Source organism: Streptomyces sp. NPDC032161, from assembly GCF_040636995.1.
Classification (GTDB): domain Bacteria; phylum Actinomycetota; class Actinomycetes; order Streptomycetales; family Streptomycetaceae; genus Streptomyces.
On the sequence record NZ_JBEZVN010000020.1, the window covers coordinates 82,323 to 99,483 of the forward strand.

Genomic DNA, 17,161 nt, shown 5'->3' on the forward strand with positions numbered 1-17,161 from the left:
TGCCCCGGACCGGGCCGCAGCGGAGGACCGGCCTCTACATCAGCCAGCCCGCGTCGCGGGCGATACGGATGGCGTCCACCCGGTTGCGCGCGTTCAGCTTGGTCACGATGTTCGTCAGATAGTTCCGCACCGTCCCCGCCGACAGGTGCAGCTGCCGCGCGATCTCCTTCGCCTCGGCGCCGTCCGCGGTCAGTCGCAGGACCTCGGTCTCCCGCTCCGTCAGCGGCGTCTCCGCGCCGCCCCAGGCGGCCAGCGCCAACTGAGGGTCGATCACCCGCCTGCCCGCGGCCACCCGCCGCACCGCGTCGGCGAGTTCGCCGGGCGGGGCGTCTTTGAGCAAATAGCCGTCGACCTTGGTCGTCAGGGCCCGACGCAGCGTACCCGGGCGTCCCATGCTGGTGAGGATCAACGTCCGGCAGCCCGGCAGTTCCTCGTGCAGCCGTGACGCGGCCGTCAGCCCGTCCATGCCCGGCAGATCGATGTCGATGACCGCCACGTCCGGGCCGTACTTGTGCGCCGCGGGCACGATCTCGTCGCCACGCTCCAGTTCGCACACCACCCGGAGGTCGTCCTCCAGGTTCAGCAGGGCGACCAGCGCCCCGCGCACCATGTTCATATCCTCCGCGAGCAGTACGCGTATCGCCATGTTCTCCGCTCCCCCCGTGTTCACTGCACATGATCCCTCGCTGTTTCCGGGGGATGCCCCCGGGGCCGGGTACCGCTGAGCGGAGCGGCGGGGGCGAGTCGCGGCCTCGACGGCGACGAGGAGCGATTCCGGACAGCCACGGATTCTTGTGACTGCCGTCGATTTTATGTGAATGATGTGAAGCACGTGAAGTGAACGACGCACTCCTCAACTGCGGCGTCCGTCCGTCGGCCGCCGCCGCGTCGCTCCGGCGGCGCCGTCCGAACGTCCCTCGTCACCGTCGTGTTCCGGCCGAGTCCGGCGTCAGACGAAGACCGGAACGGGGTTGAGGTCCTCGTAGGCGACGGCCTCCGACCGCCGCCCCAGCGCCACCGGCACGTCGTACAGCCGGCCCGGCGCGAACCGCGCCCAGAACGGCCGCAGGCCCGGCACGATCACCTTCACCACCGGGAGCCCGAGGTCCGGCCGGGTCTGGTCCAGGACCAGCAGCTCCATGCCGCGGGCACGCACCAGGCCGGTGATCGCGGCGATGTCGTCGAGCAGATCGCCGCGCGGTGCGTAGCTCCAGTGCGCCGGGGTGCGGGCCGGTGCGGCCGGGTCGGGGGCCAGGTACGGCTCACCGGCCTTCGTCGCCCGCCGCCACCACTCCAGCGGCTCCGGGTCGGTGATCCGGTAGCCGGTGTGGTCCGGCCGCGCGTCGCACACGGCCGGGAGCAGTTGCCCCATCTCCGTCAGGGCCCGGCGCGCCGCCAGCCGGGGATCGAAGTGCGCGCCGAAACCGAAGATCACGTCCTCGGCGGGCTTGTCGACGCGCCGGGACAGCGCCGCCACCACCGGGATGCCGAGGTCCGAGGTGAGATCGAGCGCCCAGACCTCACGGTTCAGCCCGGCACAGCCCTCGCGGATCCGGTCCACGTACGGCTCGTCCCAGGCGTCCAGGTCGATGGCCGGCTGCCGGGTGCGGTTGTACCACCACAGGGCCACCGCATCCCGCTCCACCAGCTCCAGGAACCCCTGGACCAGCGCGTCCTCCGGACTGCTGCCGGCCGCGTTGCCGTTGGAGTCGGCGGACAGCCCGTCCGTGCCCCACCCGTCGCCGTAGTACAGCATCGACGTCGGCAGCAGCCGCTGCCGCCCGGAGGTGAGCGACCACACGGGGGTCCACTCGGTGGGCCGGTCCACGTCGAACCGCTCGGGCACGTGACTGAGCCGCGACCCGGCGCTGTTCCAGCGGTCCCGGTCGCGGAACTGCCGCTCGTCGTACAGCTGGCAGGCGTTGGGATGCACCGCCGCGTCGCCCAGCGCGCGGAAGGTGTCACGGACCACCGCCTCGTCGCCGTGCCGTGTGCCGCTGTACCGTTCCACCGCCTCGCACAGCGCGCTCACCCGGGCCTCGGTCTCCGTGACGCCCTTGCCGCCGCTGAGCGCGCGCAGTCCGGCCCGCAGTCCGGCCAGCGTCGACGAGCCCATGGCCAGGTTGTGCCCGGAGAGATAGGGGTGGACGAAGCCGGGGCTGTTCGGCGCCCGGCGGATCTCCTTGACGATCCCGGTGACCGGGTCGACCAGACCGCCGTACGCCGCCAGCATCTGATCAGGCGTCAGCGCCCGGTGGCCGCCCAGGTCCCGCTCCGCCTTCGGCCGGGAGACGGGGACGAAGGGGGTGGACGCGCGCCGGGCGACGATCCCCGGGTCGCCGCACCCCGCGCACTGCGGAAGCCGGGTGACCGGGTGCTGAGCCGACCCCGACCGGAGCGTGCCGAGCGTGGTGACCGCGTCCTGCGCCGGATCGCGCACCCCGGCCAGCCATTTGGCGGACTCCAGCACCGCCAGATGCAGCCCGAGGGCGTAGCAGGCGGCAAGGGCGCCGAGTGGCCGCGGCGGCGGTCCGTCGATGCCCAGGGCCAGTTGGAGCGGCCGTTCGGAACGCCGATGCCCGCGCAGCCGTACCGCCAGGCACGACCAGCAGGCGCCGCCCTCGCCCGGCCGGAACACCGGGCCGACCCACGGCTCCGCGCCGCCCGGACGGGCCAGCAGCCAGGGCAGGCCCCGCACCCGGTGAGCGGCGTCGACATCCCGCAGACGAGGGGCCAGATAGTCGTCGCACAGCACGATCGCGAAGTCGGAGCCCGTCTCCGGGAGGGCGTACGGCACCCCGCTCGCGTCGCTCACCTCGGCGACGGTGAGCCCCGACTCCTCGCACGCAGCCCGCAGACGGCCGTGGTCCGCCGTGCCGGTCAGGTCCACGATCCGCACCCGTGCCCGCCCGGCCGCCGCCGCGGCGCGCGCCCCGTCCAGGCCGGCGAGGTCCCAGTAGGCCACGGCGCCGCGTGGGGCGGGGGGCCGCGCGCCGTCGGGGGCGAACCGGCGCAGCAGGCCCGCCCGTTCGAGAGCGGTGAGCGAGTCACGGGCCCCGGCGGCCCCGAGCCGCGCCGCCGCCTCCCGCAGGACGTCCGCTGCCGTGCGGCTGCCGTCCAGCAACGGTGCGAGCACCTCCGCATGCTCGCCGCGGAGTGCGGTCACACCGCGCTGGGACACCAGATAGACCGCCTCACCGGGGACGACCGTGGATTCGAGGTGGCCGGCGAAGCCCACCCGGATCCGGTCGTCCCCCGAGGCGGCCCAGAGGTCCTGTCCCTCGCCGACGGTCATGCCCCGAGCCGTGCCGACGGCGCGGGCTCGCCCGTCGCGTCGGCGGCGGCCGGCCCGCTGCGGATGCAGATGGTGAACAATGCCTGGGCCTGGGCGCACGCGGCATCGAGATCCTCGATCACCAGGTGCGGAGCCGGCTTCTCGGCGAGCCTGGCACGGGAGGTGAAGGTTTCCTTCATGGTGTTCTTGTCCCTTCGTGGATCGCACGGCGTCGAGAGCTCGGGAGGCCGGACCGCTTCCGGGTGAGGAGCGGACCGGCCTTCACCCAACCGATTCTGCGAGGCATGACCGAGAACATACAGTGCACGGATCATCTGCCGAGAGTGAACTCTTCACATGCCGGGGCCCTGTGCGTCAGGCCACCGAGTCCTCGGCGTACGGGTCGTCGTCCAGGTCCGGGAGCGGCCGCAGCAGCCGGGTGGGGGCCTCCGCCACCAGATGGAACGACCTGTCCGGCAGGCGTTCGGCGCTCAGCCTGCCGGAGATGGCCCGCAGCCGCGCCGCCAGGTTCCCCAGCCCGCTGCCGCTGTGCGGGGAGACGTCGCGATAGGCGGGATCCACCCCGTCATTGGTCATCGACAGCCGTACCCGGTCGCCCTCCTGCACGGCCTCCACCCGGCACGTCGTCGCCCGGGTGTGCCGCAGCAGATTGGTCACCGCCTCGCGCAGCACCGCCGCCAGCACGGTGTCCACCTGCTGGTCGATCGTGCCGAAGCGGATGTCCGTCTCCACCCGGACGTCGGCCGCCTCCAGCAGCGACTGCGCCGACCCCAGCTCCTGCTTCAGGGACATCGCCCGCAGTCCACTGGCCACTGCCCGCACATCGGCCAGCGACTGCCGTGAGATCTCCAGGAGTTCGCTGACCTCGTCCATCGCGCGCCGCGGATGCGTGGGCACCAGACGGTGGATCAGCTCGCTCTTGAGCGTGATCGCGGAGAGGCTGTAGCCCAGCAGATCGTGCAGGTCGCGGGCGAACCGCAGCCGCTCCTGCGTCACTGCCATCCGGCTCAGTTCGAGACGGGTGTCGTGCAGGGCGTGGACCAGTGCCGACAGCCGGGACAGCCCGAACACCACCAGACCGGTCAGCAGCGTGGACAGGGAGAGGTAGAACATTTCCCGCAGCGGATAGCCGTCGACGAGAGGCGGCAGCGACATCGACAGTCCGACCGCGCCGTACGCGGGCCAGGCCACCCTCGGCGGCAGGAGCAGCAGCAGGGAACCGGCGAGGAACCCGGCCATCGCGCCCCACTGGGAGTGGAACAGCGCGAGCGGCAAATAGGTCAGCAGCGCCTGGACGGAGAGCGTGAGCGCCTTCTGCCAGGTCGGCGCGAGATGGGCGTGCGCACTGGAGTGGCGCATCTGGAGCAGGAAGACGAGGAACAACGCCACCGCGCACGCGCCGAGCGACAGAGTCGTGTGCGCCGCGCTCACGAGGTTGATCAGAGTGATGCTCAGATAGCCGAGCAAGGCCACTTTGAGGATCGTTCCGGCCAGCCGCGGTGCCGGCAGATCCGGCAGCGGCGAGGACTTTCTGGCGCCGGGTCCGGTTCCGGCCCCTGGCCCCGCGGTCGTCTCTCCTTCGGCTACTTCCCCGTTGTCCGCCCCGTTCGTGCCGGACGAGCGACCGACCCCCTGCTTCATGCGACCGTCCCGTTCATGCGCGGTCTGCGATCTTCGGTGGCGCTTCCCGCGAAGTCGTCGAACTCCAGTGCACATGCGAAGATCATAAGTGGTGCGGCGACGACGGGAATTCCCGGCCGTGAGGCCGGGCCGCGGCGGGCGTGGGGGGTGATCCGCCGTCAGGAGGGCCCGGGGACAGTCTTCCAGCACCAGGACGATCCTCCGCACCGAGGCCGCATGCACCGGACGCCGCACCGTATGCCGTACGGCCCGGCCTCCGCCCGGACGACGGCAGTTCGACGAAGGGCCCTGACCGCCCGGACCCGACGGGCGGTCAGGCCGGCGTGACGTCCCGCTCCCGGAGCACGGGGTCGCGCCGGCCGTTCCCGGATCACCGCCGGTCGGACGTCCGGTGGACTATCGCACGGCGGCCGACGAGCCGGCGGGCGTGCTGCGGATGCAGATGGTGAACAACGCGACGGCGTCGTCCGACGCGCCGTCCAGGTCCTCGATCACCAGGGCGCCGAGCGCGCCGCGGACCGGTCCGGTCGCGGCGTCGGGGCGGAGTGCGGAGACATCGGAGAAGTTCATCGGGTGTTCCTTCCCTGTTGTTCGTCGGTGACTTCTTGGTGCGGAGTTGAACGGATGGTCGTACGAGGACGGGGCGCGCCTCACGGAACGGGCAGCGGGCCGCGGGACTTCGCCCCCGGAGCGTGCGGGCCTGGCCCGGTCCGTGACGGCGCCGGGCGCGTACGCAGCCGGCCGCCGAGCAGCGCCATGCCGAGCGGAGTGACGGTGTGCAGGGCGCAGTTGCGCACCCGACGGGTGGTGATCAGCCCCGACTCCCGCAACACCGAGGCGTGTTGGCTGGCGGTTCCGGGGGAGATGCCGAGCCGGGCCGCGAGTTGACTCGTCGTGCAGGTGTCCGTCAGCTGCCGCAGCGCGGCCGCCCGGGTCTGGCCCACCAGCGCGCTGAGCGCCTGTTCGCCGCCGACCTCCTCCTCTTCGGGCAGCAGCGAGAACAGCGAGGTCACGTCCGACGGCATGCCGAAGACGAGAGCGGCCTGCCCGCTGTCCCGCTCCGTCCCGATGACCCGGCCCGCGACACCCGTCAGGAACGCCGACGGCACCAGCAACAGGCCCCGCCCGCACAGATGGACGTCCCGGTCGGCGCGGTCGTGGATCTCCAGGACCGGCGGGTTCCACACGATCCTCGGGTGCAGCGTCGACAGCAGCCGCTCGACCCCGCCCGTCATCGCGATCCGCCCGTGGGCGTCGCACTCGGTGTCCAGCCGCTGCTGCACCGAGTCCCACAGCGGGGCGACCCCGGCCCGCCAGACGCCGACGGCCAGCCGGACCGCCTCCGTCCGGGTCAGCGAGAGCGCGGCCAGTGCGGAGGCGTCCGCGTCCGGCGAGGAATCCAGCAGGAACAGCAGGTCGTCGGGGGCGTTCAACGACTGCAGCAGGGGGCCGAGCGGCTGGCTCAGAGAAGAACTCTCCCGTAGCCGGGCGGTGACCTCGGCGCGCCAGCCGGTGAGATCGGCACTGCGGGACCTCGTGAGCGCGCCCAGAGCGAACACGCCCTCGGCCACCGGGCCGAGGGTGCTCTGCATTCGGGTGCGCGCGAGATCTGCGGCGGTGAAGTGGATTCTCTGCATCGAACGGCCCCCATGTGTTGTGGGACCCGGCTGCCCGGGCCCGGCGGCCGACTCCCCGCCCGGGCACGGAGACGGCGCCTCGTCCGGCCGCCGCCCCGGTCCGTACCGCACGACGCTCCACGGGCGTCGGACGGGCGGACCGGGGAAATGGGGTTGGATCGGCGGCCGAGGTCGGCGGATCGCGCCGCGGGGCGTCGTCTGCCGTCGTCCGGGGGAAGTCGGAACACGAGTGACCGTGTCATGCGGCGGGCGGCGGCCGACAGTGCGACGCTCCCTGAACACCCATGACCGTCTCAGCGCGTGGATCATGAATTTTTCAGGTGCGCCAGTGCGACGGCCGTGATTGGCCGAATTCGCACGCCTTCACCATGCGGCCCGAACGACCGCTCGCCGCAGGGCATTTGCCGTCGACAGAAACTGTGGTGAACGGGAGCCGATTGTGGCTACCTTGCGCCAGCAGGGGGCCGCAGCCCCCTGCCGGAGGTTGGGTACGGCCCGTGACCTGCCGGAAAGCACGGCGCGCACGCCCGGTGGCGAGGTCCCGCAGCGGGCTCACCCGGAGGGACGCGCCCCAGCGATCGCCGTAGGGGAGTTGCTGTGATCAGCGAATCCGTGGACGAAGCGGTACGCCGCGCCCGCGTGGCGGAGGCGGAAGTGGCGTCATGGTCGCAGGCCGGAATCGACGAGGCCGTGGCGGCCGTCGGCTGGCACTGCTACCGGGAGGAGAACGCGCGCGCTCTGGCGCGGCTCAGTGAGGAGGAGACCGGGCTCGGTGACGCCGAGGCGATGTACGCACTCCAGCGCAGACGGGTGCTCGGCATCCTGTACGACCTGCACGGGGTCCGTACGGTCGGCGTCGTCGAGGAGCAGCCCGAACGGGGACTCGTCACCCTCGCCAAACCACTCGGTGTGATCGCCGTCGCCAGCCCCGCGACCGCACCCGCCCCGGGCATCATCTGCAACGCCCTGCCCATGCTGAAGACCCGCAACGCCGTCGTCTTCAGTCCCAATCCGCGCGCCCACCGGACGGCGCTCGCCACGACCGAGGTCATGCGTGCCGCGCTGGCCGAGGTCGGGGCCCCGCAGGACCTCGTCCAGTGCCTGCCGGTGACCGGCCGCGACGCCGGTGAACGCCTCATGTCCGCCGCCGACTTCGTCGTCGCCATCGGCGGCTCCAACACCGTGCGCCGCGCCTACCGCAGCGGCACGCCCGCGATCGGCGCAGGGGTGGGCAACCCCACGGTCCTCGTGGACGAGACCGCGGACCTCGACGAGGCCCTGAACCACATCCACACCGGCGCCGGTTTCAACCACGGCACGTCCTGCTCGTCCGAGAGCAATGTGCTCGTGCACCGCTCCGTCGCCGACGACTTCCGCGACGGTCTGGTGCGTGCCGGGGCCCATCTGTGCGACGCGGCGGAGACCGCGGCGCTGGTCGAGGCGCTGTGGCCGGACGGCCGTACCCTCGACCGGGACCTGATCGGCCGGCCGGCCGCACAGATCGCGGCGGCGGCCGGGCTGACGGTGCCGGACAAGGTCTCCGTGCTCGTCGCGGACCAGCCCGACGCCGGGCAGGACGGCCCGCTGCTGCGGGAGAAGATCTCTCCCGTGCTCTCCCTGTCGGAGTACACCGACTTCGACGAGGCCGTGCGGCTCGTGCAGCGGATCTCGGAACGCTGCGGCATCGGGCACAGCTGCGCGATCCACACGAACCGGCCGGACCGGGTCATGCGGCTCGCGGAGAGCGTCACGCACTGCCGGGTCGTGGTGAACCAGTCGACGATGACGAACACCGGATCCTTCAGCAGCGGCGTGCCTTTCACCACCACTCTGTCCAGCGGGAGCTGGGGCGGTTCCGGGGTGTCGGGGAACGTCACCTGGCGGCATTTCCTGAACTACACCACGATCTCCCGTCCCGTTCCGGAACGTGTTCCGGACGAGGCCGCGCTGTTCGGCCCGTACTGGGACCGGGCGGCGGCGCGGACGACCGAGGAGCCGAAGGCGGCCTGACGCCGCCCGTGCGGTTTCGTGGTCAACGATTCGACAGTGCGCCCGTACCGGGCGGGGAAGGGAGGGCGGCCAGTGCCGACCGCGACAGTCAACGGCATCAGCCTGAGCTACGAGGTGACCGGACAGGGCGACCCGGTCGTGCTGGTCATGGGATCCGGCGCCGGAGGCAGGGCCTGGCACCTGCACCAGGTGCCGGCGCTGGTGCAGGCGGGCTACCGGGTGATCACCTTCAACAACCGGGGCATCCCGCCCACCGATGCCTGTTCCGAGGGCTTCACGATCGACGATCTCGTCGCGGACACCGCGGCGCTGATCGAGCATCTCGACGCGGGCCCCTGCCGGCTCGTCGGCACCTCGCTCGGCGCCCACGTGGTGCAGGAGCTGTGCCTGGCCCGGCCCGACCTGGTCAGCCAGGCGGTCCTGATGGCGACACGGGGCCGCAGCGACGCGATGCGCCGGGCACATGTCCGGGCGGAGCGGGAGTTCTACGACAGCGGCGGCCGGCTGACGCCGCTGTACGGGGCGACGCTTCGGGCGCTGCAGAACCTGTCGCCCGCGACGCTGCGGGAGGACAAGGAGATCCGGGACTGGCTCGACATCTTCGAGCTGTCCCCGCTCACCGACGCGGCCGGCTACCGGGCCCAGCTCGATGTCGACGTCGAGGAGAGCCGGCTCGACGCGTACCGCGCGATCCGCACGCCGTGCCAGGTGATCGGTTTCGCCGACGACCTGGTGCTGCCTCCGCATCTGAGCCGGGAGGTCGCCGACGCGGTCCCCGGGGCCCGGTACACCGAGATCCGGGACGCGGGGCACTACGGCTATCTGGAACGTCCCGACCAGGTGAATTCCGTTCTGCTCGCATTCTTCCGACAGAACGGCTGACACCGGCCGGGCGATGCACGACACCCGCGTTTCGGTGCCGGACGAAACAACTTGTCGGTCCGGAAGCGGGCGATGGACGATTCCGCGGGGCCGGGCGCATCCGGATCCCGCTCTTGAGGAGGAAATCATCATGGAGAACCCGTTCGACAACGAGGACGGTTCTTTCTACGTACTCGTGAACGATGAGAACCAGCACTCGCTGTGGCCCACCTTCGCGGAGGTTCCCAAGGGCTGGTCCGTCGTGTTCGGCGAAGACACCCGCCAGGCGTGCCTCGCGTACGTCGAGAAGAACTGGACGGACATGAGGCCCGCCAGCCTCATACGGGAGATGGAGGGCCTGGAGGCGGAGCCGGCCAGCCCGGCCGGCGCCGCCGCCTGACGCGCGTCCCTTCGCAGCAACATCCCGCGGGTGTCCCGGAAGTCGGTCCGGGGCACCCGCTCCGTTCCGGTGCCGGTCACGGCACCGGGTCTCAGTGCACGTCCCGGCGCATCGGGACGAGCACCGCGGCGACCGCCGCGAGCAGGGCGTAGCCGGTGAGCAGGAGCGCACCGCCCACGGGCGAGAGCAGCGACACCGGACTGGTCGCCAACTGGTCGGCGAGGGTGTCGGCGATGTAGGTGAAGCCGGTCAGCGAGGCGGTGGCGCCGCCGGGGAGCAACGGGTAGAGAAGCTTGACGCCCGGGATCATCATCAGTGTCAGCTCGCCCATGTACAGGTAGCCCACCACGACCGCGAGCGCGGCGATCTGATTGCGGATCAGTGCCCCCGCGGCGACCCCGAGCAGGGTGTAGACGGCCATGGTGACAGCCAGTCGCCCGAGCAGCGCCAGGACCTCCGCGGACTCCATGCCCGGCGTCACCCCGCGGGCCGCCGCCCCGCCGAAGAAACCGGCCCCCGCGGTGCCGGTGAGCACCGCCCCGTAGACCAGCCCCGCGACCCCGAAGACGACGATCTTCGCGGTCAGCACCTGCCAGCGCTTCGGCGCGAACAGGAAGGTGTACGTGGCCGTGCGGTGCCGGTACTCGGAGGTCATCGCCAGGGTGCCGAGCGCCGCCGGGACGATCACCGTGAAGCCGAGCATCCCCAGCACCGAGCGCACGCCGTCCTCGGTGTCCAGACCGGGCATCGGCGGGTCGAAGTTCTCCGGGCCGACCAGGGTGAGCAGCCCCACCATCCCGCCGCCGAGGATCACGGCCACCAGCAGCGCCCACATCCACATCCGGGTGGCCAGCAGCTTGCGGAACTCGGCCCTGATCAGTGTGCTCATCGCTCGTTCCCCTCGTCGTTCGTGTGCGAGGCCGCCGCGCCGGCCGCCGCCGGTTCACGGGCCCCGTCCCCGGTCAGCCGGAAGAACAGCTGCTCCAGGCTCGCCTCCTCGGTGACCAGGCCGTGCACCCGCAGTCCGGCCGCCGCCGCCAGGTCGGCGACGACGGTGTCGGTCGCCCCGTACACCCGCAGCCAGCCGTCCTGGGCGCTCTCCACCCGTATCCGTCCGCCGGAGGACTCCCGGAGCAGTGCGTCGCGCAGCGCCGCGGCGTCCGGGGACCGTACGAGGACGGACCGCGGAACGAAGCGCTCCATCTCCGCCAGCGGCCCCGCCGCGACCAGTCGGCCCCGGCTGATCATCACGACGTCGTCGACGATCTGCTGGACCTCGCTCAGGACATGACTGGAGACGAGGACCGTGCGCCCCTCGGCCGCCAGGCCGCGCAGGAACCGGCGGAGCCAAGCGATTCCCTCCGGGTCCAGGCCGTTGCTGGGCTCGTCGAGGAGGAGCACGCGCGGGTCGCCCAGCAGGGCCGTGGCCAGGCTGAGGCGCTGCCGCTGCCCGGTGGAGAAGGTGCGCGTGCGGCGGTCGGCCACCTGCGCGAGCCCCAGCTCCTCGATGAGCCGGTCCACGCGCGAGGCCGGGTGACCGCCCATCGTGCAGTAGATGCGCAGATGGTCGCGGGCCGTGTGGTTGGGGTGGAACGCGGACGCGTCCAGGGCGGCGCCGACGACCTCGGACGGCCGGGTCAGTTCCCCGTACCGCAGGCCGCCGATGGTCGCCGTGCCGGAGGTCGGTGCGACCAGGCCGAGGATCATCCGCATGGTCGTTGACTTCCCGGCCCCGTTGGGTCCGAGGAAGCCGGTCACCACGCCGGGCTCGACCCGGAAGCTCAGGTCGTCGACCGCGGTGACGGCACCGAACCGCTTGGTGAGGCCGGTGACTTCGATGCGCGGGCCGTTCGCCCCGTGCTGATGTGTCATCAGTTCTGCTCCTGGTGGCGGCCGATGAGACGGGCCAGCTCGCCGGCGTCGTCGAGGGAGAGGACCAGCTCGTCGTACTGCTCGCCGGAGGCGGCGCGGTCGAGCTGGACCCGCAGGCCGGGCTTGCCCCGGTACGCCGCCACGAGCTGGCGCGGTCCGAGCATCAGGCCCCAGGTGCCGATCTTGGCGACCCCGGAGACCTGGAGGCCCTTGCGGGCGCCGTGCGCCTCGCGCAGGGGGTTGTCGACCGGGACGACCCGGCGGACGGCGGCCAGCGGGACGCTCAGTGTGCCGCGGCGCAGCCAGGTCTGCTCACGTCCGCTGAACTCGACCACGAGCTCGGTGCCGGAGATCTTCATCAGTGCCATGGGGTCCATCCCTCCCTCGCGGCCGCACCCGTCCGCCCGGGTCGGAGCGCGGTTCCGCTGCCATGAGCGTCTGTTCTAGTAGATGTATATCAGATAGAGTGGGCATGTGCATCTCGTACTCGACCTCGACAGTGAGGTACCGATCTACCAACAGATCCGGGACCGGGTGGTGGAAGCCATCGCGGAAGGCGCGCTGGCGCCCGGTGCCGGTCTCCCGTCCACCAGGCAGTTGGCCGTCGACCTGGCGATCAACTTCCACACCGTGAACAAGGCCTACGACCTGCTCCGGCGCGAGGGGATCATCCGCATCAACCGCAAGAGCGGCGCGGCGGTCCGACCGGACGTCAAGCAGCAGTCCGCGGACGACCTGCGCACCGGAGTCGACTGGGACCGGCGCATGCGCACGCTCCTCGCGGAGCTGGACGTGCGCGGCATCCCGAAGGGGGAGGTGATGGCGTATGTCGAGGCGACCCTCGACGGCTTCCCGGACAGGGAGGACGACGGCGGTTAGAACGGCGGGCGACGCTTCGACGAGAGGGCCCGGCGGGGCGTTACGGGTGGTGAGCTCAGGGGGTGGCCCGGGGGCCGTCGTCCGGACCGGGCGGCAGCCAGGGGGCCCGCAGCAGGGCAGCGCCGAGCGGAGTGAGGGTGTGGATGGCCGAGGTGTGCGTACGCGTCGTGGACACCAGCCCCGCCCGGCGCAGCACGCTCGCGTGCTGACTCGCCGAACCCGGCGTCACCCCCACCCGCCGGGCGAGCTCGCTCGTCGTCAGGCTCACGGTGAGCGCCTGGAGGACGGCCGCCCGCGTGCTGCCCACCAGCAGCCCCAGCGGCTGCCGCTCGCCCACGCCGTCGGTCTGCGGCGCGTCGCCCGCCGCCCACTCCCCGTACCGCCCGGAGCCCCGGCCGGCGTCCCCCCAGAGGGAAGCGGCCGTCGCCGCCGCGGACCGCGCCGGATGGACCAGGATCGGGGCGTTGCCCGGCGTCCGCTCGTCGAGGAACAGACGCGGCGGCCCCGTCAGGAACAACGACGGCGCCAGCAGCAGCCCGCTGCCCGACAGCCGTACCTCGCGGGGCCGTTCGGCCGGCACGCTCAGCACCGGCGGACGCCAGCGCAGGCCCGCCGGCCCGGCCGTGGCGAACAACTCCTCCACGCCGCCGGCCGTCATCGCCCGCCCGTTCGCCTCGCACTCCCGCTCCAGACGGCTGCGGATCCGCGGCCAGTAGGGCTGCACCGCGGACTGCGCGAACACCCTGAGCGCCACCGCCAGCCGGTGGTTCGCCAGCAGCCCGCGTCCCACCGCCACGCCCGGCCCGCCGGCGGGATGCTCCATCCACGCCGAGATCCGGCCCGTGGGGGAGCGGACCACCGACATCAGCTCCGGCGACTCGACAAGCGCCTCCGCCATCCGCGACAAGAGCGGAAGGTGTCTGCTGTGCCGACCGCCCGGCCGGAACACCACCGTCCTGCGCCACTGGGCGAACACGTCCTCGACCCCGTCGCCTCCCCGGCCGCCCGGGCCCCGGCCGGCACCCAACGACGCAAGAGCGAAAAGGGACTCCGCCGCCGGACCGACGGTCTTCAACAGCCGGACGTTCATCACGTCGTCGAACGTGAAATGAATGGTGAGTCCGCTCCCCGTCCGCCGCGCCGGATTCCCTTTCGCGGTACTTCCGTGATCCTCCTCGCGCATGCGGCACATCATGCCGGAAGAGGATCCGGGTACTCCCCGAAAACGTCCGCCGCGCAGGTCGCCGAAGCAGTCGCCACCTGCGAGTTTCATCAACGCCCGAATGTGGTTGCCGGGTAGACGATCCGCGCGGGAGCCTGGAATGTCGTGCAGTGTGCCGACACGACGACATCCCGCCCCACCGGGAAATCCTGAACACGAAATGAGTGAACACCGTGCTGTACAACGCACTTTTCAACCTCGGCATTCTCGCGGCCGTCTGGGGCGCGCTGGCCCTCGCCCCCAGCCCGCTCCTCAATTCCCCGTCCGTACCCTTCGGCGTCCGCGTGCCCCCGGACAAGGCGGACGCACCCGAAGTCGCCGCGCAGCGGCGGCGATACCGCTCCCTGCTGCTCGCCGCGACCGCGACCGTGGCGGTCCTCGCGCTCGTCGCCTGCGCGGCGCTCGACAGCCTTGTCGTCGGCGCCGTCGGCGGCAGCCTCCTGCTCACCGTCGTCGGCGTCGCCCTGTGGAGCCGCGCGCACCGGGCCGTCGCCGACGCCAAGGAACAGGGCGGCTGGTACGAGCAGACCCGGCAGGGCACCGTCACCGACACCTCCCTGCGCACCGACCCCGTCCGCTTCCCCTGGCCGTGGGCGATCCCCTCGCTCGCGATCGTGGCCGTCTCCGCCCTCGTCGGCGCCGTCGTCTACCCGGACCTGCCCGCCGAGATCGCACTGCCCCAGAAGTCGTTCTCCGGAACCGTCTACCAGACGTACCCGACCACCTTCTGGACCGCATTCGCGCTGGTTCTCGCGCAGATCCTCGTCACCGCCTCCATGGCCGGCACCGTCGCCGGAATCCTGCGCGCCCGTGCCGACCTGGACGTCAGCCGCCCCAGGACCAGCGCCGCCCGGTACCGCCACTACCTCACCAGCATGTCCCGTTCCGTGCTCGGCATGGCCGCCGTACTGAACCTGATGCTGCTCGGGCTGTCGGGAATGCTGTGGAGCGACAACCGCTCCCAGGGCCTCATGGCGCTCGTCGTCGGCGTCCCCGTCCTGGCCGTCCTCGGCATCACCGCCCACCTCGTCCTCCGCGTCGGCCCCGGCGGCAGTCGGCTCCCCGCCGACATCACCGAACCCGACAGCGGTCTCGTGCCCCGCGACGACGACCGCTTCTGGCACGGCGCCGGAATGATCTACGTCAACACCGACGATCCCGCGATCACCGTCCCCCGCCGCGTCGGATTCGGCTGGACCGTCAACCTCGGCAACCTCCGCTTCCTCGTCGTCACCGCGGTCCTGGTGGCGGTGGCCGTGGGGGTCGGTGTCGTCGTGGCCGTCACCGTGTGAAACACGCGCCGCACACAACCCACCACCTCCACGAAGGGCCGTCTCCGGACGCACGGAGCCGGCCCTTCGTGCTGCGCGTTTTCACCGCACTCGAAGAAGATTGCGAACGACCGTGGCGGCGGGAGAGCCTGAGGACCGAAAGCACGGCACGTCCGCATCGCCGTGCCGTCCGCCGCCTTCGCCGACACCACGCTCACGCGACGCATCGTCGCGCCCTCCGCTCCCGGTGGTGACCGGTTGCCGCCGGCGGCGGAGAGAACCCGAACAGGAGAGTGGTCGTGGTGACGGTCCCGGAGACGATCCCGGAAACGGTCGTGGAAACACTCCCGGAAACGGCTCCGGAGACTTCTCGGGAATCGGCGAGCGGTCTGCCCGACGGTCTGGCGAGGTCCCTGCCCGGGATCTTCGAGGAGCTCGCCCGCGAGCACCGGGTCACCGGCGCCCAGATCGCCCTCTACCACGACGGCACCCTCCACGCGCACTCCTACGGAACGGAATCCGTCCGCACCGGACGCCCCGTGACCCAGGAGACCGCCTTCCCCTTCGGCTCGGTCACCAAGTTCTTCACCGCGGCCCTCGTCATGCAGTTCGTGTCCGACGGCGACATCGACCTCGACGAGCCCCTCGCCGGCCTCCTTCCCGAACTGAGGACACCCGGCGGCTCGGGAACCGGCCTGGGCGCCGCCACCGTGCGCCAACTCCTCAGCCACACCGCCGGACTCCCGGACAGCATCGAGTACGCCGACATGCGCGGCCCCTCCTACCGGCGCTTCGCCACCGCCTGCGCCCAGGCACCCGCGCTCCACGCGCCCGGCCTCGCCTTCTCCTACTCCAACACCGGCTACTGCCTGCTGGGCGCGGTCGTCGAGGCAGCGGCCGGCATGGACTGGTGGACGGCAATGGACAGTTGCCTCCTGCGGCCCCTCGGCATCGAACCCGCCTTCCTGCACGATCCCCGCCCCGGCAGCGCGCCCGCCGCCCGCAGCATCGCCGACGGCCACGCCGTCCGCGCCGACAGCGACAACGCGGAAATCGTCGACCACATGACCGATCTGTCGCTCGCCGCGGCCGGCGGCCTCGTCGGCAGCGCGGTCGACCTCGTCACCGCCGCCCGCCTCCACCTCGACGACCGTGCCCGCTTCGCGCACGAACACCTGCTCCCCGAGGACGCGGTCCGAATCATGCACGAACCGGTCCCCGCCGCCGAGCCGTTCGGCCTCGCCGATGCCTGGGGCCTCGGCCTCATGAGCCACCGCAGCGCAGGGGGTGTCTGGTTCGGCCACGACGGCGCGGTCGGCGGCGCCAGCTGCAACGTGCGCCTCCACCCCGCCGACAACACCGCGCTCGCGCTCACCGCCAACTCCACCGCGGGACCCCGCCTGTGGGAAGCCCTCGTCACCGAACTCCGCGCCGCGGGCCTGGACCTCGGCCACTACCGGCTCCCCGAGCCGGACGCCCCGCAGGTCACGGAGCCGGACGCCTACCTCGGCACGTACGCCAACGGAGACCTGCACCTCGTCGTCATGCCCGGGCCGGACGGCGGCCTCTACCTCACGCGCGCCGACTACGCCGACTACCGCCTCACGATCCACACCGACGACCGCTTCGTGGCCCAGGACAACGAGCACGACGGCCTGCCGATCGTCGGCCGCTTCGTCCGCGAGCGGTCCGGCGGCCCGATCGTCCTTCTCCAGTACGGCGGGCGCGCGCTCCAGCGGCTCTGACAGCGGCGTCACCTCCACGCCCGGCCGTTCCCGGGACTCCCACCACCACTGCACGCCCATCAGACACCAGGGGAAAACAACGATGTTCGAGCACGAGCAGTCGATGACGTCGGTCGTGGGCGCGTTCGGTGAGCGGGTGGTCTCCGGTCCGGGTGCGGTGGCGGTGCGGTGTGGTGATGTCGTGCTGACGTATGCGGAGTTGGATGCGGCTTCGGATCGGTTGGCGCGGGTGTTGGTCGAGGGGGGTGTGTCGTCGGAGTCCAGGGTGGGGCTGCTGTTGGAGCGGTCGGTTGATGTGGTGGTGGCGATGCTGGCTGTGTTGAAGGCC

The 17,161-nt window shown here is 71.8% G+C and carries 17 protein-coding genes; 7 read left to right on the forward strand and 10 right to left on the reverse strand.

Features of this window, described 5'->3' with window-relative positions:
* Nucleotides 1-34 precede the first annotated feature (34 nt).
* From AB0E67_RS26160 to AB0E67_RS26185, 6 genes are all read right to left on the reverse strand, one after another.
* Complete coding sequence (locus AB0E67_RS26160) at nt 35-646, reverse strand: response regulator transcription factor (RefSeq protein ID WP_351518210.1); 612 nt, start codon at nt 644-646, stop codon at nt 35-37.
* 303 nt (nt 647-949) lie between these two features.
* Nucleotides 950-3,295, reverse strand: a complete 2,346-nt coding sequence (locus AB0E67_RS26165) for a TOMM precursor leader peptide-binding protein (RefSeq protein WP_362031050.1) — start codon at nt 3,293-3,295, stop codon at nt 950-952.
* A complete protein-coding gene (locus AB0E67_RS26170) occupies nt 3,292-3,609 on the reverse strand; it encodes a hypothetical protein (RefSeq protein WP_362031052.1) in 318 nt (105 codons plus the stop codon). The genes AB0E67_RS26165 and AB0E67_RS26170 overlap by 4 nt, the downstream gene beginning before the upstream one ends.
* Nucleotides 3,610-3,649: 40 nt before the next feature.
* Nucleotides 3,650-4,936, reverse strand: coding sequence for a histidine kinase (locus AB0E67_RS26175; protein ID WP_362031054.1), 1,287 nt, complete (start codon nt 4,934-4,936; stop codon nt 3,650-3,652).
* Between the two features lie 396 nt (nt 4,937-5,332).
* Nucleotides 5,333-5,506 carry a hypothetical protein gene (locus AB0E67_RS26180; protein WP_158072017.1) on the reverse strand — a complete coding sequence of 58 codons (174 nt, stop codon included), beginning with the start codon at nt 5,504-5,506 and terminating at the stop codon, nt 5,333-5,335.
* 80 nt (nt 5,507-5,586) lie between these two features.
* Nucleotides 5,587-6,573 carry a winged helix-turn-helix domain-containing protein gene (locus tag AB0E67_RS26185; RefSeq protein ID WP_362031056.1) on the reverse strand — a complete coding sequence of 329 codons (987 nt, stop codon included), beginning with the start codon at nt 6,571-6,573 and terminating at the stop codon, nt 5,587-5,589.
* 597 nt (nt 6,574-7,170) lie between these two features.
* On the opposite strand from AB0E67_RS26185, the gene AB0E67_RS26190 reads away from it, so the two are divergent.
* From AB0E67_RS26190 to AB0E67_RS26200, 3 genes are all read left to right on the forward strand, one after another.
* The gene (locus AB0E67_RS26190; RefSeq protein ID WP_362031058.1) at nt 7,171-8,583 is read left to right on the forward strand and encodes an aldehyde dehydrogenase family protein; all 1,413 of its coding nucleotides are present in this window, start codon (nt 7,171-7,173) and stop codon (nt 8,581-8,583) included.
* Nucleotides 8,584-8,655: 72 nt separating this feature from the next.
* On the forward strand, nt 8,656-9,465 hold the full coding sequence (locus AB0E67_RS26195; protein WP_362031060.1) for an alpha/beta fold hydrolase: 810 nt from the start codon (nt 8,656-8,658) through the stop codon (nt 9,463-9,465).
* Between the two features lie 130 nt (nt 9,466-9,595).
* Nucleotides 9,596-9,844: an MbtH family protein gene (locus tag AB0E67_RS26200; RefSeq protein WP_073781114.1), complete on the forward strand. Its 249-nt coding sequence runs from the start codon at nt 9,596-9,598 to the stop codon at nt 9,842-9,844.
* A gap of 91 nt (nt 9,845-9,935) precedes the next feature.
* On the opposite strand, the gene AB0E67_RS26205 is transcribed toward AB0E67_RS26200, so the two are convergent.
* Genes AB0E67_RS26205 through AB0E67_RS26215 form a run of 3 tightly spaced genes read right to left on the reverse strand, consistent with a single transcriptional unit; the run spans nt 9,936 to nt 12,084 of the window.
* Nucleotides 9,936-10,733 carry an ABC transporter permease gene (locus AB0E67_RS26205; protein ID WP_362031062.1) on the reverse strand — a complete coding sequence of 266 codons (798 nt, stop codon included), beginning with the start codon at nt 10,731-10,733 and terminating at the stop codon, nt 9,936-9,938.
* On the reverse strand, nt 10,730-11,716 hold the full coding sequence (locus AB0E67_RS26210; protein WP_362031064.1) for an ABC transporter ATP-binding protein: 987 nt from the start codon (nt 11,714-11,716) through the stop codon (nt 10,730-10,732). The genes AB0E67_RS26205 and AB0E67_RS26210 overlap by 4 nt, the downstream gene beginning before the upstream one ends.
* Entirely contained in the window at nt 11,716-12,084 is a 369-nt protein-coding gene (locus AB0E67_RS26215; RefSeq protein ID WP_073781504.1) for a hypothetical protein, read from the reverse strand. The genes AB0E67_RS26210 and AB0E67_RS26215 overlap by 1 nt, the downstream gene beginning before the upstream one ends.
* A 106-nt stretch (nt 12,085-12,190) precedes the next feature.
* Between AB0E67_RS26215 and AB0E67_RS26220 the strand changes: the two genes are divergently transcribed.
* On the forward strand, nt 12,191-12,595 hold the full coding sequence (locus AB0E67_RS26220) for a GntR family transcriptional regulator (RefSeq protein ID WP_360115378.1): 405 nt from the start codon (nt 12,191-12,193) through the stop codon (nt 12,593-12,595).
* A 55-nt stretch (nt 12,596-12,650) separates the two neighbouring features.
* Here the strand turns inward: AB0E67_RS26220 and AB0E67_RS26225 are convergent, their stop codons facing one another.
* The gene (locus AB0E67_RS26225) at nt 12,651-13,778 is read right to left on the reverse strand and encodes a winged helix-turn-helix domain-containing protein (RefSeq protein ID WP_362031066.1); all 1,128 of its coding nucleotides are present in this window, start codon (nt 13,776-13,778) and stop codon (nt 12,651-12,653) included.
* A gap of 212 nt (nt 13,779-13,990) precedes the next feature.
* Between AB0E67_RS26225 and AB0E67_RS26230 the strand changes: the two genes are divergently transcribed.
* The 3 genes from AB0E67_RS26230 to AB0E67_RS26240 form a co-directional block, all read left to right on the forward strand.
* Complete coding sequence (locus AB0E67_RS26230; protein WP_362031068.1) at nt 13,991-15,109, forward strand: DUF5808 domain-containing protein; 1,119 nt, start codon at nt 13,991-13,993, stop codon at nt 15,107-15,109.
* Between the two features lie 278 nt (nt 15,110-15,387).
* Nucleotides 15,388-16,833 carry a serine hydrolase domain-containing protein gene (locus AB0E67_RS26235; protein WP_362031070.1) on the forward strand — a complete coding sequence of 482 codons (1,446 nt, stop codon included), beginning with the start codon at nt 15,388-15,390 and terminating at the stop codon, nt 16,831-16,833.
* An 82-nt stretch (nt 16,834-16,915) separates the two neighbouring features.
* Nucleotides 16,916-17,161 (forward strand): AMP-binding protein (locus AB0E67_RS26240; RefSeq protein WP_362031072.1); only part of this gene is annotated, 246 nt, incomplete at its 3' end.